Consider the following 20,398-nt stretch of genomic DNA (forward strand, 5'->3'; position numbering starts at 1 on the left):
TTTAACAATAAATTATTGTTGTTTTTTATCATAACATTATTGTTTTCACCATGTTTTTTGACAAAAATAAAAAGAATTTCTCATTACAAAGAAATTCTTTTACTTTAAAATGTCTCTTTAATTTTATATATTTTAAAACGTTAATTCATAATGGAAATAACGATTATCTCTTAAATAACCATTTTCAGCGTATAATCGCTGCGCTGATAAATTATCAATCTCTGTTTGTAATTTTACACCTTTTGCGCCATTTTCTAATGCGAATGTTTTAGCAGCCTCTAATAATTTTTTACCTGTTCCGGCTCCGCGCTTCGCCTTTTGTACAAACAGATCATTTAAAATCCATAACTCTTTCATCGAAATTGAAGAAAATGATGGATATAATTGTGTGAACCCAATATATTCACCCTCTTCAACTGCCACGAAAATAACGGACTCTTTTCTCTCAATGCGATTCCGTAAAAATACTTTTGCGCCTTCTATATCTGAATCTTGTTTATAAAACATACGATAGTTATTAAAAACTGATGCTAGTCCATCTAAATCTGCAATTGTTGCCTCATATATTCTCATTTTACTCCATTCCCCTTCCAATACTGTCTCATTATATCTGTTGCCCATTTAGGCTGTTGTATGTCCTCTTTCGGCATAAACTCTTTCATTATTGGCTTTATATCCAATATAGGAGTTCCATCAATAGCATCTAATCCCTCAACAATAATTGATTTACCTTCTCTTTTTATTACTTTTACAATTGTCACACCTATGCGATTCGGACGATTTTTTCCACGCTGTGCAAAAATACCTACTTTAGGATAATCATTATTATTTCTAGGATGTCTTGCTACATATTGAATTTGTTCAGCAGTTACTTTATGAAAATAAAAAACAATTTCAATATGAGAAAAGTCTTCAATTCCTTGCATACTTTCTTCTGTAAACATATCAGTTAAAGTAATGCAGGATCTAACTTCCCCCCACTCATCATCTTTTATTTCCTTTCTTTCATTATGTACAAATGCGATTGGTTGAAATGAAAACATACGCATTCCCCCTTAAATGTAACCACTTACATTATAAAATATTTTCTGAATGTTTTCCAGATAGACGCACTAAGTTTACATAATATAATTATAATCTATTTTTCTAAGGAGACATTTACAGCTTCAATTGCATGTATATGAGTAGTATCAAATACTGGGACTGGTACGTCTTCTTGCTTTATTAATAACCCTATTTCTGTACAACCTAATATGATTCCCTGTGCTCCTTTTTCCACTAACTCTTCTATGACTTTTTTATAACATTCTCTAGATTGAGATATTATTTTTCCTAAACATAATTCTGTATATATTACTTCGCTTACTTTTTCTCTATTTTTTTTTGATGGAACTATTACTTTTATATCATTCTCTTCTATTCGTGACTTATAGAAATCTTGCTCCATTGTATATCTCGTTCCAAGTAGCCCAACCGTTTGAATACCTTTTCTTTTAATTTCTTTTGCAGTTGCATCAGCAATATGCAAGACTGGAATGTTAATATTCCCCTTTATTTTGTCAACTACCTTGTGCATTGTATTTGTGCAAATGATTATAAAGTCTGCTCCTCCTATTTGCAGTGAATATGCCGCATTCCCTAATACTTCTCCTGCGCCATTCCAATCTCCGTTAGACTGGAATCGTTCAATCTCTTCAAAGTCAACGCTATTAATCATACACTTTGCTGAATGTAATCCTCCTAATCTCTCTTTTATTTCTTCATTAATAATTCGATAATATTCAGAAGTTGATTCCCAACTCATACCACCTATAAGACCTATCGTTTTCATATAAAAACCTACCTAAACTGTTTTTATAAAACTAATAACAACATTTTATTATGTATATTATACATAATAAAACAAGACTTTAAGTTTATAATATAAAGTCTTGTTTTAACTAATTTAAGATGTCAATACTGAAAATTAATTTTATATTCATTTCCAAGGAAATATTTATAGAATATTCAGAAATCAATATTCCGATGTTTTTATAGAATCTGCATATTTGTAATTAAAACATTCTCGATATAACTGTTTGATTTCATCATAAGAAGGTACTCGTGGATTATTTCCTGGGCTACCACTTTCAATTGCATCTGACGCCATTTTAGAAATAGCATTTTCAAATTCAATTTCATCGATTCCGTATTCTTTTAAATTTGGAATACGAAGATTAAAACAAAGTTTCTTTATTTCAGCAAGCGTGTAATTTGCTACTTCTTCATCAGAATATGAGTAAAAATCGTTGTTTAAACTACGTCCAATTTCTGCTAACCTTTTCACTGCACTTGTTTTTGTAAACTCTAAAACTGTAGGTAATAGTATGGCATTCGATATACCATGTGGTACATGAAATAATGCTCCCACTGGCCGAGACATTCCATGAACTAATGTAACGGATGCATTGGAAAATGCGATTCCAGCTTGTAATGAAGCAATCATCATCGCTTCTCTTGCTTCCATATTATCTCCATCTTCATATGCAATACGTAAATATTTCATAATACTTTCAATAGCTGAAAGAGCAAGTACATCTGTAAGTGGCTGTGAAACTTTAGAAATATATGCTTCTATTGCATGGCACAATGCATCTATCCCTGTTGCTGCTGTAATCTGGGGTGGTACCGAACATGTTAAAATAGGGTCTATAATTGCTACTTGTGGTATAAAACTCGGATGCTTCATCATCATTTTTACATCTGTTTTTTTATTCGTAATTACTGCTACACTTGTTACTTCTGATCCAGTACCAGAAGTTGTTGGAATTGCAATAAGTGGTAGTGGATCATTTTCTATTTCAATATCCTTTTGAACGTAATATTCAATTTCTCCACCATTAGTATATAACACTGCTACCGCCTTCGCAGCATCAATACAACTCCCACCACCAATACCGATAATAAAATCACACTTTCCTTCTTTACAAATAGTTAACGCTTCTAATACGTGTATGTTTGTAGGCTCAGCATTCACTTTATTATATGTAATAACAGTAATGCCTTTCTTGTTTAGTTGTTTTATACACCTTTCTATATAACCTAATTTCTCCATAATCGTATCAGTAACTATAAAAGCTCTTTTCCCTAACTTTTTTGATTGTTCTCCCAGTTTTTCAAGCGAATTTCTTCCATATAATACAGACTTCGGCATACGAAACTCAGCAACTTCTTGCAAGTACTCCACCCCTTCTTACCCTAATTAATATTTTATGAAATAAACTATCGATTTGATGAATCCTTACTATTCGAATTTCAAAAATTATTAATAGATTCCTGTTAAAGTATAGAACGCGATGACTGCAAATACAGCAACCGTTTTCAAAATTGTAATAGCAAATATATCTTTATATGACTGTTTATGTGTTAATCCTGTTACTGTCAGAATAGTAATAATTGCACCGTTATGCGGTAATGTATCCATACCTCCTGATGCCATTGATACAATACGATGCATAACTTCTAATGGAATATCAAATTGATTGGCTGCTGCAATAAATTTATCTCCCATAGCACTTAAAACAATTCCCATTCCTCCTGATGCAGAGCCTGTAATACCCGCTAATATATTCGTCGTTACCGCTCCATTCACTAAAGGATTCGTGAACGTTGCAGAAATACTGTCTCTCATTATCGCAAAACCAGGAAGCGCTGCAATCACACCACCAAAGCCAAACTCTGCTCCTGTATTCATTGTTGCAAGTAGTGCTCCCCCTATACTTGTATTTAATCCAGCCTGAAAACCTGTTACTACTCGTTTCCAATATAATAAAAGTGTTGAAACAATCCCAATAATAAGCGCTAATTCTACTGACCAAATCCCTACTACTGCACTTAATTCTACCTTTCCAAATGCTTTCATACCAATTGCAGAAAAATCAAAACCGTTCGGATACCACTTCGGTATCATGATTGTGAAAACTTTATTCATTACACCTACTAAAATAAGTGGTACAAACGCAATTACTTGCTGTACTTTCGTAATCTCAATACCGCGCATTACTGGCATAGCTTTTTGTTCTACTTGTAAAGTTGCAGCCATTTCGTTATTCCCATCATTAAATCCGAAATACCCTTCCCCTGCTGCCTTAGCCTTTTTACGTCTACTCTCTAAATATAATAAACCTAACGTTAAAACAAAGATTGCTCCTAAAATGCCTAATATCGGTGCTGCGTAAATGTCAGTTTTAAAAAAAGTTGTAGGTATTACATTTTGAATTTGTGGTGATCCAGGAAGTGCATCCATTGTAAACGTCGCTGCTCCGAGAACAATCGTTCCAGGGATCAAACGCTTTGGAATATCCGCTTGTCGAAACAACTTAGCCGCAAACGGGAATATAGCGAATACCACTACATACACACTAACACCGCTATATGTTAAAATAGCTCCCATTAAAACAATCGCTAAAATTGTACGTTTTTCCCCAACTAACTCTACAATTGTCTTTGCGATTGAATCAGCAATTCCTGACATTTCTACTACTTTCCCAAATATTGCTCCTAGTAAAAACACTGGAAAATATAATTTAATAAATCCTACCATTTTCTCCATAAAAATATTAGAAAAGAAAGGTAATACAAAACTAGGTTCTGTCAAAAATACCGCAAATAATGCGAAAATCGGTGCAAATAAAATAACAGAGAACCCTCTATATGCTACAAACATAAGTAAGCTAAGTGCTAATAAAATAATAACTAGCTCCAATTATACCCCTCCTTTAAACTGAAAATTCAATCTTCTTTTGACAAACTTCTGTAATTTTGTCACACTCTATTCTTTCATGACAAACCTCCTCTATTTGTTACAAATTTTTCATGCTAAAAATGTCTAATTATACATATTCGATTACATATGAAAAATCCCTTTAAACAATAACGATTTCATCGTCATACGTTATAAAGGGACTGTTAATGTCTATATTCACTGCTTTATCAAGTTATTTTCTATACAAAAATGATATAACCCTTCTACATCATTCGCGATATGGGTCACACCAACTTCTTTCAACTCTTTTTCACTTCCATAACCATACAAAACTCCAATTGAAGCAATTCTATTATGATTCGCACCAATTATATCGTGCTTCCTATCTCCAATCATAACAATTTCTTCTTTATTAAGTTCATCATTTGTCTGTAGAATATGAGAAATGATTTCTTCTTTTTTTATTCTCGTACCATCTAAATTACTCCCGACGATATCTTCAAAATAATTCGTTAATTGAAAATGATCTAGTACTTGTTTCGCAAATACCGTAGGCTTTGATGTTGCTACAAATAAATGATTACCCGATTTTTTTAATTGTTGCAATATATCTGGAATACCTTCGTATACACTATTTTCAAACAATCCACTTTGCTTTAAATACTCCCGAAAATAAAAAACAGCTCGTTCAACTTCTCCCTCACTCATATTATATCTCTCTATGAATGATTGTTGAATAGGAGGACCAATAAATGAATCTAACTCGTTTGCATGTAATTCTTCAATCCCTACTTTTTTTAACGCGTATAAAACTGAATTTACAATCCCTTCCTTCGGATCCGTTAATGTTCCATCTAAATCAAATAAAAATGTTTTATACATGTTTCCTTCCTCCACTCACCTCATTGTATATGTAAACGAAAAATACCTTTTACCTACCTCTCCCCTATTATACTATTATTATCCATTTTTCTGACAAGTTACTTTTCCTATATCACGTACTTTCAGTTACAAAATACGATATATATGATAAAGTGAAACAGTTACAATTAATTTAATAGAAATTGGTGAAACAAATGTCAATTACGTTACTTTTTATAATGGCTTTCACAATTGTCATCCACGCAGTCGAAACAAGTTCTTATAGTATTCGATTAGCGGGGGTTCGTTTAAAAAAGATTGCAGTTGCTTTATCTGTCGTAGGAATGGTACTGCTTATTTCTAGAACATCTAACTTACTACAAGCTTTTTTAATCGGTGGTATTGTCGATGAAGCAAAGCTAGATTCTTCTATTGATTTAGAGCATATTATACGACTCGTACTATTATCTGCTTCTATCGGTACATTACTTGCAATTATACTTTATCCGACTTTGACAAAGCTATTTGGGTATGTCATTCAAAACTTTGAAACAGATGGTTCATTCATTCGAATGATGAAAACAAATAACATTCAAAAATTAAAGTACACAAAAAAATATGTACGCTTTCCAAAGCTAGAAATGATTCATCGAATGAGGATCGGTGGTATCCCAAAGCGTATTATGCTTATTAACATGTTTGCTACTGCAATTTATACAGCGGGGGTTCTGTCAGCCCTTTATGCTTCTTTTCTAAATCCAGATTATGCTACGAACGCAAGTACAGCTTCCGGTCTTGTGAATGGTTTTGCTACCATTTTATTAACGGTGCTACTCGATCCACGCATTGCTCTTTTAACAGAGCGTGCTTTACAATCAGAAAATGGTGCTGAATCTATGGGTAAAATGTATGGTTGGCTAATGATATCTAGACTTTTCGGTACATTATTAGCACAGCTCCTATTTGTACCAGGTGCTTACTGGATTTTATGGATTATTGAACTCATGCATTAATTTACTAGAAAGGTGAATATATCAATGAAGATACAAACAGAGCAAGATATAATTCGTTCAATAGAAAACGATGAATGGATGATGAATGTATTACAAATAGCAAAATCACTAGAGCTACCTGATTGGTGGATTTGCGCCGGGTTTGTCCGTTCTAAAATTTGGGATACTTTACATAACTACGAAGTAAGAACAACTACACCAGACGTGGATGTCATTTATTTTGATTCTTTTCATAAGGATGAGGCATACGAACAATTACTAGAAAAGAAGCTGATAAATTTGGATGCTTCTATACCTTGGTCAGTAAAAAATCAAGCTCGCATGCATGTAGTGAATAACATGCCGCCATATTCTTCTTCTATTGATGCTATTTCTAAATTTCCTGAAACAGCAACTGCTTTAGGCGTGACACTTGATGAACAAAACAATGTCATATTAACGTCTCCATGTGGAATAGAAGATGTACTTTCATTACAAGTGAAGCCGACAGCTCACTTTCTTAAAACGAAAGAACTGATACATGTGTACAATAAAAGAGTTACTAAAAAGAATTGGCAAAACAAGTGGCCTAACATAACCATCACTTATCCAAAAATTTAGAAAGGTTGCTTCTCATTTATAGAAGCAACCTTTTCTTCACTTCAAAAAATGAATGACTGTTTCAGCAAATCGATCCGCTTCCTCATAATGAGGTGTATGCCCACTCTCTTCAAACATAATATACGTACCATTTCGAGCATCTTTATTAAATATGTCAATTTGTTTTTCACACGTTACTACATCATGTTTTCCTACTATTAATAACATCGGAATCTGTACATCTTTTATTTTAGTTAATAATGACGTATAACATGCCCCTTCTGACTTTAATCTATCGAAATGGATGTTGGAACGCTTTGAAAATACATCCCACTCTGCGTCACTATATAAACTATCATCAGTTTCATCTTCTTTATAATTGTAAATCTCCATTCTTTTTTCTTCTAATTCAGCGCTTAAACTTATATAAGCTTCGAGCAACTCTTTTGAACTAGCATTTGCATTACTAGATGAATAAGTAAAACAGTCTTCTGCTACTAATTCTTTTCCATATTTCTTTAATAAAGTTCCTGTCTTTTGTAGTAAAGATCTACTTGTTAATGCAAAATCGAAAGTTGGCCCTTCAAATATGATTTTCTCTATTGAATTTGGATATGTCGCTGCATATAACAATGCTAAATATCCACCGAAAGAGTGTCCAACTATAGACCACTTCTCAATTTGTAATGCTTTTTTTAATTCCTCACAGTCTTCAATCAAATCTTTTAATCCAAAAGTTTCGTCTTCAGTGATTTCTTCTGAGCGACAAACACCTCTTTGATCTATCATAATTACATATAAATAATCTTTTAAACGTTCCGCTTGATGAAATGAAAAATCATAACAACTTTCTCCCGGTCCACCATGTAAGTATAGGACTGGTTTATTTTTAGGATTTCCATGCGTTTCAACATATAGCTTTTTCCCTCTAATATTCATGTATTCCCCTGATTCTATCAAATTCGTCTTTATAATCATCACCTTCTTTTTACTGAATATTATAACATTTGTTATTAAATAATCCCTATTACATTTAAAAAGACGATGATGATTGCAAGTGGTGCTACAAATCGAAGTAAAAATGCCCAACAAGTGAATACTTTCTTTCCGTAATTTCCACCTACAAAAAACTCTGCTGCTTGCACCTTCTTTTCCATTTTGAATGAAACAAAAATACTAATAAATAGTGCTCCAAGTGGCATTAATATATTACTAGATAAAAAGTCTACAGCATCAAAAATATTCTTTCCGAAAATCGTAATATCACTCCATACTCCAAATGAAAGTGCTGATGGTATACCTACTAGAAAAATGCAGAAACCAATGATCCATGATAATTTATTTCTTTTTTCTGGCTTCCCATTCGCCATTGCTGAAACAACTGTTTCAAGTAAAGAGAACGCTGATGTTAGTGTAGCAAATGTAAATAGTGCAAGGAATACCGTTAAGAACAATCCGCCGAATGGAATTTGACTAAATACAGATGGTAGTACGATAAATAGTAGTCCAGGCCCTTCTGTCGGCTCCATGCCTAATGAAAATACGGCCGGAAAAATAGCAAGACCCGCAAATAAAGAAACAAATAAATTCAATCCAACAATTGTTATTGCTGATTTTGGTAAACTTTCTTTTTTGTTTAAATACGAGCTATACGTAACCATAATCGAAATCCCGATACTAATCGCAAAGAATGATTGTCCCATTGCGAACAAAATACTTTCTGAAGTAATCTTTGAAAAATCTGGTTGTAAGAAAAACTTCACACCTTCCATTGCATTGTCAAGTGTTAGTGAGCGAACAATAAGAGCGACAAATAAAACAAACAATGCTGGCAACATATATTTACTCGCTTTTTCAATTCCATTTTGTACACCTTTTGATACAACCCAAATTGTAATGAACATAAAAGCGAAATGACCGATAATGGCCCAAGCGGGATCTCCAATTGTTTCAGTAAATAATGCACTATAGTTTTGTCCTGGAGTAATAAGCTGTCCAGTTATTCCTCTGAATAAATAAATTAATACCCATCCACCTACAACACTATAAAACGAAAGTAATATAAAACATGTTCCAACCCCAAGACGTCCAATCCAATGCCATCCTGTATTTGGCGCGATACTTTTAAATGCTCCAACTGCTTGTTTCTGTGTACTACGTCCAATCATAAATTCAGCTATTAGTAGTGGTAGTCCAATTAATACAGTAAATAATATAAAGATTAAAAAGAATGCTCCTCCCCCGCTCTTCCCAGCGATATAAGGAAACTTCCATATTGCACCTAGTCCAATTGCTGATCCTGCCGCCGCCATTATAAATCCTAATTTCGAAGTCCATTGCTCCGTCTGTTTCATCTTATTTTCCTCCTAATAAATCTTTTTATATAAATAATTAAATTTTATGAACTTATCCAAATAAACCCTCCATTTCTATTTCTATAAAATAAAAAAATGGCCCAACGTCTCTATATAAAGAGACGCTAAGCCATTTACTTAACGCGGTACCACCCTTATTGATTCCATTATGAATCCACCTTAGTAGTAATCGTTTGATTACAAACCTAATATCGAAGGTTAACCGTTAAGATTTACTAAGAATGTAACTCCGTTCCACCTTACTGCTCCTAGGCGAGTTCAGGCTGTCATTTGACTATGTCACACCAACCCATAGCTCTCTGTACAAATACATGACCTTACTACTCCTATTCAACACATTTTAATATTTAGAATATATTTTCTTTTGAAATTAATATGAAGTATATCGGTTATATGTATAACTGTCAAGGTATATATTAATTTTTTTGTCGAAAAGGAGTTTTCTATAAATTCATAGAAAATATTTACATAAAAGTAAAACTTTATTCCAGTGGGTGTTTTGTCCATCCCCTACTGTTTATTAGCCTTCCAAATCAGACATTTACAAAAGGAGATTAAAATGTTATGTCACTATTAAAGAATGGTTGTTTTTTTGTTATCCGCTCATTTTTCATCATTCTTGGTATTATTGCGATTTGTTCCTTACCACAATTGTTTTTCGGTACACCTCCAAACTCAGCAAAATCGCTAGCAATTCCGCCTACACCAACTTTACAATTTAATTTTAGTAACTATTTAGACTCGATATCAAATGTTATTTCTTCTTTGTTTCACCCTACAAGTATTACTTATAGAATTAACAATGCTGGCACTCTATCGCCCGACCGCGACTTGTTTCCATACTTACTAGAATCATATACGCATACATTAACGATTATGATTTGTGCCTTCCTTATCGCCGTGCTTCTTTCTACTACTTTTACTATACTTACATTTTACTTCCCTAGACGCATTCAATCTCTTATTCTTAAAACTTTACACGTACTAGAATCATTGCCTGACTTATTTTTTGTCGTCAGCGTACAGTTATTTGTCATTTGGATTTATAAAAATACAAATTTACTCGTTACCGTTCCCTTTTCTACTATGCAAGAAAAAACATATTTGTTACCGATAGTAACGTTAAGTATATTACCAATTATTTTCTTATACAAAATCAGCCTACTAAACTATAAAGATGAACTACAAAAGGATTACGTAAACGTTGCGGTCGCAAAAGGATTAAAGCCATTTTACATTTTATATAAACACGTACTCATTAACGCCTTACTCTCCATCTTTTATAATGCAAAATCTATTTTTTTATTTATGATTTCCAATATGATCGTACTCGAGTATTTATTTAATTCATACGGCTTATTTAAATTTTTAATTACGCACCAAACACCGGAAATTATTACTGTAAGCATATTAATTTTAACAATTCCATTCTATCTCTCCTTTGAACTATTAAAACGCATTTTACCAGGAAGAAGGGATTTACATGCTTAAAAAGATAGTTTTTAACATACGATTTTTAATCGGACTCTTGATTTTAGTATCCATTATTATTTCAAGTTATATTACAAAAGAGAAAGTAGACACAGGAAAAATCAAACCTATCCCTGAATATCAATATATCGAAGGTAAAATAACTCGTACAGCCCCAGCACCGCCATCTTTTTCTCATCCTTTCGGGGTAGATATGCACGGGAATGATGTGTTAATTCGGACTCTCTACAATGCAAAAACACCCATTTTTTATGCAATAATTATTAGCTTTTTCCGTATAACCTTTTCACTTATATTTGGTGTTCTTCATGCATATTTTTATCGATACGTACGCTTTTTAGATGTTCTATTTGAAACATTCCAATACGTCCCTAGCACCTTATTAGCGATATTTTTACTATCACCTATCATGTTCGTACGTCCAGAAGATGAACACCTTTGGCTTACTTATACGATTTCGGTTTTAACTTTTATAAGTGTACCTAATTTAGTACAACTTTTCAGCAATGAAATTCGTTTATTACTACAAAATGAATTTGTGACAAGTTCCAAAACATTAGGTGGTGGTTTTTTTCACATTTGTAAATTACATCTTAAACCCTTTCTTATACCCAAAATTTTCATTTGGATAAATCAACAAATGCTGCAAACTTTAGTATTATTATTGCATTTAGCACTGTTTCAATCCATTTCATTTAACATTGCGGGTACACTTGTTTTACTTGGTCATAATCACCAGTTTTTAAATGTTTTACCTTGGGTAGCGTTCGGCCCCGTTTTATTTTTCACTATTGTTATTTTAGCTGTATACATGATGTTATCTGGATTGCAACATGCATTAAAAGATGAAATGGTTCATATCGATAATTCACTTTTAATAAGTGTATTATCAAAAGAAAAAAACGAAAAAAGAAATCTTCTTTTTTCGTTCAAACAGAGATTTATGGAAAAAAATTAAAAACAATGTCTCATTGTCGCTAGTGTACAATGAGGCATTGTTTTTTAATCATCATCGTTTTCTTGGTCATCATTACCTTCTTCTTGATCATCATCTTGTTGTTTCGATGTATTAGATGATTCCTTTTGCTGAATAGCGTTATTTATCGTTGTAGTAGACACGACTTCTCCTGTGATTGTATGTACCCTTATATCGAGAGTTTCTGCTTGTTTTTTTATAATAATTTGATAGACAGATGCGCCATTAAATTGGGCTAAACTTACTTTTTCAATTGATCCGTCTGGCACCTTTTGTAACGCAACTCCTTTTGCCTGCTCTTCTGTAATGACTTTTTGTATTTGAGAAGTGCCAACAAAAGCACCTGTCGTTTCTTCAATTTCTACAATTACATTCTCACTTGCATTCTTCTCTATCTCAATTTCATATACTTTTTTTTCGTTTTTTTGCTTGAGTTTTATCCCTTTCACGTTTCCTGGTACTTGCTGAACCGCGAGTTCTTTTGCCTGCTGCTCTGTAACTTTTATGTCTTGTTTCTCTAACAAGTGAACTTTACCAGTTTTTATTTCCACTTCAATAATCGTACGTTGTGTCATATCTGTTTCTACCGTTATAACAAACACTTCTATTCCATTTCGTTTTTCCAATATAGTTTCCTTAATTACTCCATTTACTTTCTGAAGTGCTAAATCTTCCGCTTTCTCTTTCGTTATTGCATTATTATTTATCGAGAGTTCTTTTGCATGTTTTATATCCCCATTTTCGGCATCTACTATTATTTCATAAGCCCCTTGTTTATTTGAGATGTTTACTTTATAAACATCTCGTTCCCCTTTATTTATTAACTTCAGACTTTTTATTTTTCCAGGATACTGATCAGAAACAATATTCTGAATTTCTTTCTCTGATAATATTCTTTCTCCTTGCTTAGAAACGATGCGTTGCGATACAAAAGCTACACTTACAACCGCAAAGCAAATTAACAATACGATCTTCCATTTCCTTTTCATTTTCAAACTCCTATCTCCCTATAAAAAACGAGGCAAATATACTGTAACTTTCATCCATTTTCCCTCTTCACTTTCAAGTTGTATACTCCCTTCATGAGCATCAATGATTTGTTTAGCGATCGATAAACCTAGACCAGTTCCTCCTGTTTCCCTACTTCTCGCTTTATCCACTCGAAAGAAACGATCAAATACTTTCTGTATATCTTCTCTAGGAATTCCCATACCGTAGTCTTGAATAGAAAAGAAAACCTTTTCTTTTTGTATTCCTACTATAATATCAATTGAATCTTTACTGTATTTCATCGCATTATCTAACAATACAACTAATACTTGTTTAATTTTTTGTTCATCAATCTTAACGATTATTTTTTCCTCTTCTGTTATTACTTGAAAATTTCTATTATATGCTTTTTCTAGTTGTTCGGCAGTCACTTTACATATTCGAATTATATCTGATTCTTTAGTCTCTATACTCCACTCTGCGCTATTATTAGCAAGGAGTAACATTTGATTGGTCATGCCTTTCATTCTTACTGCTTCGGAGTATATCGCTTCTACAGATTCTTCTAAAACATCTTGTTTTTTCATTCCCCATCTTTTTAATAACTTTGCATAACTTTCAATAACAGTTAATGGGGTTCTCAACTCATGTGAAGCATCTGAAACGAATTGCTGCTGTTTTTCAAAGTTTTGCTGTAATAAATCTATCATTTTATTAAACGTCGTACCCATTTTGTACAATTCATCTTTTGACTTTTTCTCGAGAGGTATTTTTTTAAATATCCCTCTATCCTGTATGTGCTCCATTGTTTGTATTAAAGAGTTTACTGGTTTTAAAATGAGTTTACTTAACATTCTTCCTGCAAAAAATGACGGAATTAAAACGAAAAGAGATGCTATAATTAATACATTTTGCAACATTTTCAAATTCTCTTGCAAACTATCTAAACGTTCTGTCATTTCTAACAATACTATTTTCCCATCATTCCAAATGATTGGCATTTTTATATAAGCAAACTTTTCTCCATTCTTCTCATAAACTCCATCTGATTCTTTTCTTTCAAATTTCGTATTCAATGCTGGAATTGGTTTTGTACTGTCCACTTCTTGCCTGATCATTACCTTGGAGTTTACATTAATAACTCTAATCATACCGTTTGAAGGTAAATATGGTTGTAATAAATTTACTGCATCTATTTCTTTTGCTGCATCCGTATTCATTCCTTCTATAATATGCAATGCCTCACGTTTTAAACGATCTAACTCTCCGTTCGTTGTAACTTTATAAAACAAAAAGTATATAGAACTATTAATAAGTAACAAAATAAGTAGTAACCATACTGTAGAAAATAAATATATCTTGTTTTTTATTTTCATATATTACACCTTTAAAACATACCCCACACCTCTAACAGTGTGGATGAGTGGTACGTCCACATTACAATCTATTTTCTTACGCAAATATCGAATATACACATCGACAACATTCGTATCACCATAATAATCGAATCCCCAAACATTCGTTACAATCTGCTCCCGATTTAACACTTGATTTTCATGCTTCATTAAAAAGTGGAGCAAATCGAATTCACGTGGAGTTAATTCCACTACATTATTTCCCCTTTTTACTTCCCTCGTTTTTTCATCTAGAAATAAATCAGCAATGTGAAAACTACTATACTCTTCTTCTTTTATTGCATGTGAAATTCTTAAACAAGCGCGAATTCTCGCTAATAGCTCTTCTATTTGAAATGGCTTTGTAATATAATCACTTGCTCCTTGATCTAAGCCACTAACTTTATCAACCACTGAATCACGAGCAGTTAATAGAATAATAGGTATTACAGCATTTTTCAAACGTACTCTTCTAAGAACTTCTAATCCACTTATATTTGGAAGCATTACATCCAGTAATATTAAATCCCAGTTACTATTAAGAAATTTTTCCATTGCCTCTGTTCCTGTTTTTGCAATTTCAATTTCATATCCTTCAAATTCTAATTCTAGCTGCACGACACGAGCAATTTTTTCTTCATCCTCAACGATTAAAATCCTTTCTCCCATAAAAACCTCCCGCAATATATATTTATACCATCTCAGTATAACAAGTAATACTTTCCTCCAAAAGGAATAATAACCAATATTCTGTTCGACTTAATGAAAAAAATCAGGAACAAAATATATTCCTGATTTTTAGAGAGACAATCCAACCCATTGCCAATATGCATAATAAAACAAAACCATTACCACTATATAAATGACACTTAAATAACTACTTAATTTTAATAAATCTTGCGGTTGAAAGGTTTCTCTATCACTTTCTTGAAATAAAAGTAATGCTTTAGAACTGACTGGAAAAGTTAAACAATAATTCATACCAACTACCCCTATGAATAGTACAGCTACTTCATTTAGTTGTAGACTACTTGCAAAGTATAATAATGGAGGGATAAAAATTACCGCTCTCGTTGTGTGTGATGTTATATATAAATGTGATGTTACTGAGAGAATAACAATGACTACTAGCACGATAAAGATCGATTGCTTATCAATTAACTCTGTTACAGAAAATAGCTTCTGCATAATCCATTTCGCTGCACCACTTTCCATTAATGATTTGCCTAATGCGATAGCGGCACCAACAAATACAATTAAATTCCATGAGACACCTTTTAAACTTTCTTTCCAATGCATCACCCCGCTTTTTGGTAAAGTTAATAAAAACACTCCTATTATAGTTACAGTTGCAATTTCCAAACCGTGCAACCACTCTGTTAACCAAAACATGACCATTGCTAGTAAAATACTTATTGTATATTTTTCGTTTCGTGATAAATTAAACTTTACTTCTTTCTGTTGTAATGTCATTTTTACTTCTTCTTTATCTAAAAATAAGATTAATATTACGCGACAACATATAAAGCTCATTGTGATTCCAAATGGTAATCCCCATATTAGCCACTCTACAAATGTAATATCCTTATTATTAAATTCCTTTAACATATCTAGGGCAATTAAATGGGAACCTGCGCCAATAATTGTAGAACTTGTTGAAACTAAAATAACTGTAGGCATTAAAATTGCTAACGCTTTCGTAATTCTTCTACTCCCAATTTCTTTTGATATAGCTTGAAAAACAGGTAATACAACCGCTGCCCGTCCAGATGTTGATGGAATAAAAAAGGCGAGCATTTGAATAATCATTGTCAAAATCCCGCACAAACCCGATATATTCCGCGCACGACTTACAACAAAGTACGTCATTTTCTCAGCTAAACCAGTAACTTGAAGTGCCCTTCCTAAAATAAAGGAACCAATCATAAGCCAAATGACATCTGAAGCTAATGAATCGAATAAAAGATCTTGCTTTGCCGTTCCTGAAATGATTAAAAATAAGACAGACCCTAGTGCAATATATGCTGCATTTATCGTTGTTGTTGTCCATAAGATAATCGCACAGCAAAATCCAAACAAACTCCATTCCGCTTCCATCGTTAATGATGATGGAAGCAAAAGAACTATTTCTACTATTAATATAAGTACTACGGGCAGAACCCAGGATGACTTAGTTTTCGGATTATCAGTACTGCTTACATGTAACTCCACTACATTTTTTTCAATCATGATACGTACCCACTTTTATTCAACCGAGAAGCAATTTGATAACCGACCAAAACTGTACGCATCGTACTCTCTGTACAATCCCGAAGCCATTTCTCCGCATTAGAAAATGCGTTTTCTAATGAAGATGGCATTGGTAATATACTTGTATATGCATCAATTCCATAATCGTAATTAATGCGAGCGCCTTTACCAACAGTCCCCACTAATGCAATGACAGGTAATCCATATTTTTTTGCACATTTAGCCACCTCAGCCGGAATTTTTCCGCGTGGTGTTTGAAAATCTATACTTCCTTCTGCAGTAAATACAAGATCACATTCTAGCAATAGTTTATTTAAATCCATATACTTCATAATAATATCGTATCTCGGATGAAGAGTTGCACCAATTAAAGCTTGGAGTCCGGCACCAAGCCCACCAGATGCACCACTTCCTGGTGTATAGTGTACATCTATGCCTATATCCTGTTTTATAATGGATGCATATTGCTCCAGCGCTTTTTCTAATTCTATTACTTGCTCTTCGTTAGCACCTTTTTGCGGACCGAACACTCGTGCGACTCCTTGTTCACCGCATAATTGATTAAACCAATTACAAGCAACATCGATTTGAACGTGTCTTAATCTAGGATCTACTTGTGATGTATCTATTTTCGAAACTTGTAATAAAGAGGTTCCACCTTGAATTTGTACCTCCTTTCCATCTTCATTTAAAAACTTTACACCTAAAGCTTCAGCCATACCTGCTCCTCCATCAGACGTGCCTGAATCACCACATCCTATTAATATACGATCTACCCCTTTATTTAAAGCTAGTTCTATTAACTGTCCAACACCATGAGTAGTCGTTTTTCTAGGATCACGTAAATCTCTTGGTACAAGGCGTAACCCCGCTGCAGCAGCCATTTCAATGACAGCAGTTCGCTCCTTATTTTTCGTTTCAAAAATACCGAAATGAGATTGTATTTCTTCTCCAACAGGTCCAGTTACGTGTACTTTATACATTTTTCCACCTGTAATAGTAATGATCGCCTCTGTAAAACCTTCCCCGCCATCAACCATAGGTAAAGTTTCTACAGTAGCTAGTGGCATTACTTTTAAAATCCCCTCTTTCATTACATCAGCAGCTTCTTTTGCCCCTAAACTTTCTTTAAATCCTGATGGTACAACTAAAATACGCATAAATTATTTCTCCCTTCACCTTGTATATCTCTTTACTTTCTATGGCTCATACTAAAGGTGAAAAAAGAGAGCTCAATTAAGCTTAAATTAAAATTTGATGAGAAAGTGCTAAATTCTATTCAGAAAACAATAAAAAATCCGTTGTACTATTTAATAGCACAACGGATTTTTTCACTTTATACTCTTTTCATTATTACGGGATAAGTCGTGAACAATCTCTCGGAAAAGCACTCGCTTCTCTCACATTCGATAATTGTAAAAGCTTATAAACAACTCGTTCTAGTCCAATTGCAAAGCCACCATGCGGCGGACATCCGTAGCGGAATGTATCTACATACGATTGGAATTTCTCTGAATGTAATCCTTTTTCTTTAAAAGAAGTGAGTAACATATTATAATCATGAATTCTCTGTGCGCCTGACGTTATTTCTAATCCTTTATATAATAAGTCAAAAGAATCCGTTACAGCTGCATTCTCCTTATTTGGCATCGTATACATCGGTCTGGCTTCTTTCGGGTAATGTGTAATGAAAACAAATTCACTATTATATGTTTCTTTTACATATTTCCCTAATAATTTTTCACCTTCTGTATCTAAATCCCCTACAGGAGATTCTTTATGATACTTATCTTTCAAGATTTCTTGCGCTTCTAACAATGGGATTTTCGGTATTTCTGTAATGACAGGTACTTCTATTTGTAATAGTTGTAGTTCTTTTTCACAGTTTTTTACTACTTGTTGAAACATATGTCGTAAAACATCCGTTTCCAATTGCATCACTTCATGAAAATCATTTATAAAGCCAATCTCTACGTCTAACGATATATATTCATTTAAATGCCGTGAAGAGTTATGCTGTTCAGCTCGGTATACTGGGGCAATTTCAAAAACACATTCGAGTCCACCAGCTACCATCATTTGTTTATAAAACTGTGGTGATTGAGCTAAATACGCTTCTTTTTGGAAATATGGAACCTTAAAAACATTCGCTCCTCCTTCTGCTCCTTGCGAGACAATTTTCGGCGTAAATATACGTGTGAAATCGTTCTCTGTTAAATATTCACTAAAGCTTTGAGCGAGTGTAGCTTTCACTTTAAAAATCGCCGCGGTTCGCTCATGTCTTAAAGATAATACTCGCTCATTCAACAGTTGATCTAAGCCAACTTGCAACTTCTTTTTATTTATTTCAAATGGAAGTGGTTCTGCACCATTTAATACTTTCACTTCATGAGCAAGTACTTCAACACCTACTTCTGTTTTCGATGTCTCAACTATTTCACCTGTTACTTGGACAACACTTTCCATCTCAAGTTTGTATCCTGCTAACTCGTTTTCTAATACACATTGGATAACTCCCGTTCGGTCCCTTAATAATAAAAAACTAACATTTCCTAAATGACGAATCTTTTTTACCCATCCTTGTAGTAATACAACCTTCCCGCTATGCTCCGTGCATTCTCGTGTGAGTGAACGCTTCATTATTTGACCCATTACATTTCCCTCCAGTATTTTTATTTACGTTATTGTTGTCGTTGTCGTCATCATCATCCACGGTCACTCACCTCCTTTCAAAGAATACAAAAATCCGCCCCTATAAATAGGGACGGATTTTTCCGCGGTACCACCCAAATTGTCTTACTGACCATCTTAGTCCTGATAACGGTAGGTACCGTTTGCTTTTACTAATTATCACGTTCAAAGCAACACTCACAGGTGTCTTTCCATCATGTGGTATCGCAACCTTTCCAGCAATCGGCTGCTCTCTGTAGACCCTTACATCATGTACTTTTCCTGATCATCACTTTTTGTATTTACAGAGTATTCTAACTCTTATATTTATAAAATGCAAGCCCTTTTTATTAAGTTCGCTTCCTCTCCAGTTATTTAGTAAGTATTTTTTCGTTTTATTATTATTTACCCATTTAAATTTGTATTAGTCTTTTCAATAACGATTTCCATTTTATTACATAAATTAAACATTTCCCACACATATTAATATCAAAATTGTAACGGAGGTATACATATGAAAAAAGCAATTAGTTTCTTTCTCCTGTTGTTATGCTTAATTGTAGTGAATGAAACGTACGCCTATTCACCAAAATCTTTACCAATCTCCCAAAATTCTGATCAATGGCAAGTGAATATTGATCAATCGAAAAAAACAAGCACAAATATGCTTCAAGCTAAAAAAGATGAATTTCAAACATATCAATTTTCAGTAAAAAATGTTGGAAGCAGTGAAGTATATAACGTACAAGTCGAAGTATTCCGCAATGAGCCAAAAACAAAAACGAAATATGAACTCTTCTCCCTAAAGGAAAGTCGTTTAGCAAGTGGAAAAACTGGATTTGAACATGCTAATTTTCCACTTGCTACAAAAGCAGATGAAGTTGATGTAATTATTACATGGCAAGAACACCCTTTCCGTTCGATAAGAAACGGTCAAAAAGTTGCGTCTCAAAAATTTAAAGAGCATTTTGTTTTTAAAGACACAAAAAAATAAATGAAATGTAGATCTATTCACACTATCATTGATATAGCTTAATTTACTAATACGAGTTCTT

At 33.4% G+C, this 20,398-nt stretch carries 19 protein-coding genes and 2 other annotated features; of the genes, 5 read left to right on the plus strand and 14 right to left on the minus strand.

From position 1 onward, the window contains the following. Positions 1 to 132: 132 nt before the first annotated feature. The 6 genes from EUC40_RS15315 to EUC40_RS15340 form a co-directional block, all read right to left on the minus strand. Complete coding sequence (locus tag EUC40_RS15315; protein ID WP_156575872.1) at positions 133 to 573, minus strand: GNAT family N-acetyltransferase; 441 nt, start codon at positions 571 to 573, stop codon at positions 133 to 135. After that, a complete protein-coding gene (locus EUC40_RS15320) occupies positions 570 to 1,043 on the minus strand; it encodes an SAM-dependent methyltransferase (protein ID WP_156575873.1) in 474 nt (157 codons plus the stop codon). Before EUC40_RS15320 ends, EUC40_RS15315 begins: the two co-directional genes overlap by 4 nt. Before the next feature lie 95 nt (positions 1,044 to 1,138). Then, positions 1,139 to 1,831, minus strand: coding sequence for an aspartate/glutamate racemase family protein (locus tag EUC40_RS15325; protein WP_156575874.1), 693 nt, complete (start codon positions 1,829 to 1,831; stop codon positions 1,139 to 1,141). Positions 1,832 to 2,014: 183 nt separating this feature from the next. After that, positions 2,015 to 3,217: an iron-containing alcohol dehydrogenase gene (locus EUC40_RS15330; protein WP_071709482.1), complete on the minus strand. Its 1,203-nt coding sequence runs from the start codon at positions 3,215 to 3,217 to the stop codon at positions 2,015 to 2,017. 87 nt (positions 3,218 to 3,304) lie between these two features. After that, positions 3,305 to 4,744, minus strand: a complete 1,440-nt coding sequence (locus EUC40_RS15335) for a GntP family permease (protein ID WP_156575875.1) — start codon at positions 4,742 to 4,744, stop codon at positions 3,305 to 3,307. 216 nt (positions 4,745 to 4,960) lie between these two features. Continuing rightward, on the minus strand, positions 4,961 to 5,626 hold the full coding sequence (locus EUC40_RS15340) for an HAD family hydrolase (RefSeq protein WP_156575876.1): 666 nt from the start codon (positions 5,624 to 5,626) through the stop codon (positions 4,961 to 4,963). 194 nt (positions 5,627 to 5,820) lie between these two features. On the opposite strand from EUC40_RS15340, the gene EUC40_RS15345 reads away from it, so the two are divergent. Next, positions 5,821 to 6,618, plus strand: coding sequence for a lipid II flippase Amj family protein (locus EUC40_RS15345; RefSeq protein WP_151627934.1), 798 nt, complete (start codon positions 5,821 to 5,823; stop codon positions 6,616 to 6,618). Between the two features lie 24 nt (positions 6,619 to 6,642). Beyond that, positions 6,643 to 7,218 carry a nucleotidyltransferase family protein gene (locus tag EUC40_RS15350; protein WP_156575877.1) on the plus strand — a complete coding sequence of 192 codons (576 nt, stop codon included), beginning with the start codon at positions 6,643 to 6,645 and terminating at the stop codon, positions 7,216 to 7,218. Positions 7,219 to 7,254: 36 nt separating this feature from the next. Here the strand turns inward: EUC40_RS15350 and EUC40_RS15355 are convergent, their stop codons facing one another. Then, positions 7,255 to 8,175 carry an alpha/beta fold hydrolase gene (locus tag EUC40_RS15355; RefSeq protein ID WP_156575878.1) on the minus strand — a complete coding sequence of 307 codons (921 nt, stop codon included), beginning with the start codon at positions 8,173 to 8,175 and terminating at the stop codon, positions 7,255 to 7,257. Positions 8,176 to 8,210: 35 nt separating this feature from the next. Further along, positions 8,211 to 9,551 carry a sodium-dependent transporter gene (locus EUC40_RS15360; RefSeq protein ID WP_071709476.1) on the minus strand — a complete coding sequence of 447 codons (1,341 nt, stop codon included), beginning with the start codon at positions 9,549 to 9,551 and terminating at the stop codon, positions 8,211 to 8,213. A 115-nt stretch (positions 9,552 to 9,666) separates the two neighbouring features. Beyond that, positions 9,667 to 9,915: a binding site (T-box leader), on the minus strand. 221 nt (positions 9,916 to 10,136) lie between these two features. Here EUC40_RS15360 and EUC40_RS15365 point away from each other — a divergent pair. Both EUC40_RS15365 and EUC40_RS15370 read left to right on the plus strand, forming a co-directional pair. Further along, positions 10,137 to 11,063, plus strand: coding sequence for an ABC transporter permease subunit (locus tag EUC40_RS15365; RefSeq protein WP_071712898.1), 927 nt, complete (start codon positions 10,137 to 10,139; stop codon positions 11,061 to 11,063). Further along, positions 11,056 to 12,021 (plus strand): peptide ABC transporter permease, encoded by a 966-nt coding sequence (locus tag EUC40_RS15370; protein ID WP_156575879.1) that lies wholly within the window; start codon positions 11,056 to 11,058, stop codon positions 12,019 to 12,021. Before EUC40_RS15365 ends, EUC40_RS15370 begins: the two co-directional genes overlap by 8 nt. Before the next feature lie 44 nt (positions 12,022 to 12,065). On the opposite strand, the gene EUC40_RS15375 is transcribed toward EUC40_RS15370, so the two are convergent. The 6 genes from EUC40_RS15375 to aspS all read right to left on the minus strand — a co-directional run bounded on the left by EUC40_RS15375 (position 12,066) and on the right by aspS (position 19,325). Beyond that, on the minus strand, positions 12,066 to 13,028 hold the full coding sequence (locus EUC40_RS15375) for a PepSY domain-containing protein (RefSeq protein WP_156575880.1): 963 nt from the start codon (positions 13,026 to 13,028) through the stop codon (positions 12,066 to 12,068). An 18-nt stretch (positions 13,029 to 13,046) separates the two neighbouring features. Beyond that, on the minus strand, positions 13,047 to 14,405 hold the full coding sequence (locus EUC40_RS15380; protein WP_156575881.1) for a sensor histidine kinase: 1,359 nt from the start codon (positions 14,403 to 14,405) through the stop codon (positions 13,047 to 13,049). A 3-nt stretch (positions 14,406 to 14,408) separates the two neighbouring features. Next, positions 14,409 to 15,092, minus strand: coding sequence for a response regulator transcription factor (locus EUC40_RS15385; RefSeq protein ID WP_156575882.1), 684 nt, complete (start codon positions 15,090 to 15,092; stop codon positions 14,409 to 14,411). A 129-nt stretch (positions 15,093 to 15,221) separates the two neighbouring features. Continuing rightward, positions 15,222 to 16,652 (minus strand): SLC13 family permease, encoded by a 1,431-nt coding sequence (locus EUC40_RS15390; RefSeq protein ID WP_156575883.1) that lies wholly within the window; start codon positions 16,650 to 16,652, stop codon positions 15,222 to 15,224. Beyond that, complete coding sequence (locus EUC40_RS15395) at positions 16,649 to 17,833, minus strand: glycerate kinase family protein (protein WP_156575884.1); 1,185 nt, start codon at positions 17,831 to 17,833, stop codon at positions 16,649 to 16,651. Before EUC40_RS15395 ends, EUC40_RS15390 begins: the two co-directional genes overlap by 4 nt. Positions 17,834 to 18,026: 193 nt before the next feature. Then, complete coding sequence (aspS, locus tag EUC40_RS15400; RefSeq protein WP_156575885.1) at positions 18,027 to 19,325, minus strand: aspartate--tRNA(Asn) ligase; 1,299 nt, start codon at positions 19,323 to 19,325, stop codon at positions 18,027 to 18,029. Between the two features lie 105 nt (positions 19,326 to 19,430). Then, positions 19,431 to 19,642: a binding site (T-box leader), on the minus strand. Between the two features lie 215 nt (positions 19,643 to 19,857). On the opposite strand from aspS, the gene EUC40_RS15405 reads away from it, so the two are divergent. Beyond that, positions 19,858 to 20,337 carry a cupin domain-containing protein gene (locus EUC40_RS15405; protein ID WP_000709328.1) on the plus strand — a complete coding sequence of 160 codons (480 nt, stop codon included), beginning with the start codon at positions 19,858 to 19,860 and terminating at the stop codon, positions 20,335 to 20,337. Positions 20,338 to 20,398 lie beyond the last annotated feature (61 nt).

The organism is Bacillus luti (genome assembly GCF_009739945.1).
In the GTDB taxonomy this organism is placed as follows: Bacteria; Bacillota; Bacilli; order Bacillales; family Bacillaceae_G; genus Bacillus_A; species Bacillus_A luti.

Bases quoted from the DNA above. Each gene is read 5' to 3' on its own strand.
- EUC40_RS15315 (WP_156575872.1), bottom strand. From the start codon at position 573: ATGAGAATATATGAGGCAACAATTGCAGATTTAGATGGACTAGCATCA.
- EUC40_RS15380 (WP_156575881.1), bottom strand. From the start codon at position 14,405: ATGAAAATAAAAAACAAGATATATTTATTTTCTACAGTATGGTTACTA.
- EUC40_RS15395 (WP_156575884.1), bottom strand. From the start codon at position 17,833: ATGCGTATTTTAGTTGTACCATCAGGATTTAAAGAAAGTTTAGGGGCA.
- EUC40_RS15390 (WP_156575883.1), bottom strand. From the start codon at position 16,652: ATGATTGAAAAAAATGTAGTGGAGTTACATGTAAGCAGTACTGATAAT.
- EUC40_RS15365 (WP_071712898.1), top strand. From the start codon at position 10,137: ATGTCACTATTAAAGAATGGTTGTTTTTTTGTTATCCGCTCATTTTTC.
- EUC40_RS15355 (WP_156575878.1), bottom strand. From the start codon at position 8,175: ATGATTATAAAGACGAATTTGATAGAATCAGGGGAATACATGAATATT.
- EUC40_RS15350 (WP_156575877.1), top strand. From the start codon at position 6,643: ATGAAGATACAAACAGAGCAAGATATAATTCGTTCAATAGAAAACGAT.
- EUC40_RS15405 (WP_000709328.1), top strand. From the start codon at position 19,858: ATGAAAAAAGCAATTAGTTTCTTTCTCCTGTTGTTATGCTTAATTGTA.
- EUC40_RS15360 (WP_071709476.1), bottom strand. From the start codon at position 9,551: ATGAAACAGACGGAGCAATGGACTTCGAAATTAGGATTTATAATGGCG.
- aspS (WP_156575885.1), bottom strand. From the start codon at position 19,325: ATGGGTCAAATAATGAAGCGTTCACTCACACGAGAATGCACGGAGCAT.
- EUC40_RS15320 (WP_156575873.1), bottom strand. From the start codon at position 1,043: ATGTTTTCATTTCAACCAATCGCATTTGTACATAATGAAAGAAAGGAA.
- EUC40_RS15375 (WP_156575880.1), bottom strand. From the start codon at position 13,028: ATGAAAAGGAAATGGAAGATCGTATTGTTAATTTGCTTTGCGGTTGTA.
- EUC40_RS15370 (WP_156575879.1), top strand. From the start codon at position 11,056: ATGCTTAAAAAGATAGTTTTTAACATACGATTTTTAATCGGACTCTTG.
- EUC40_RS15325 (WP_156575874.1), bottom strand. From the start codon at position 1,831: ATGAAAACGATAGGTCTTATAGGTGGTATGAGTTGGGAATCAACTTCT.
- EUC40_RS15345 (WP_151627934.1), top strand. From the start codon at position 5,821: ATGTCAATTACGTTACTTTTTATAATGGCTTTCACAATTGTCATCCAC.
- EUC40_RS15385 (WP_156575882.1), bottom strand. From the start codon at position 15,092: ATGGGAGAAAGGATTTTAATCGTTGAGGATGAAGAAAAAATTGCTCGT.
- EUC40_RS15340 (WP_156575876.1), bottom strand. From the start codon at position 5,626: ATGTATAAAACATTTTTATTTGATTTAGATGGAACATTAACGGATCCG.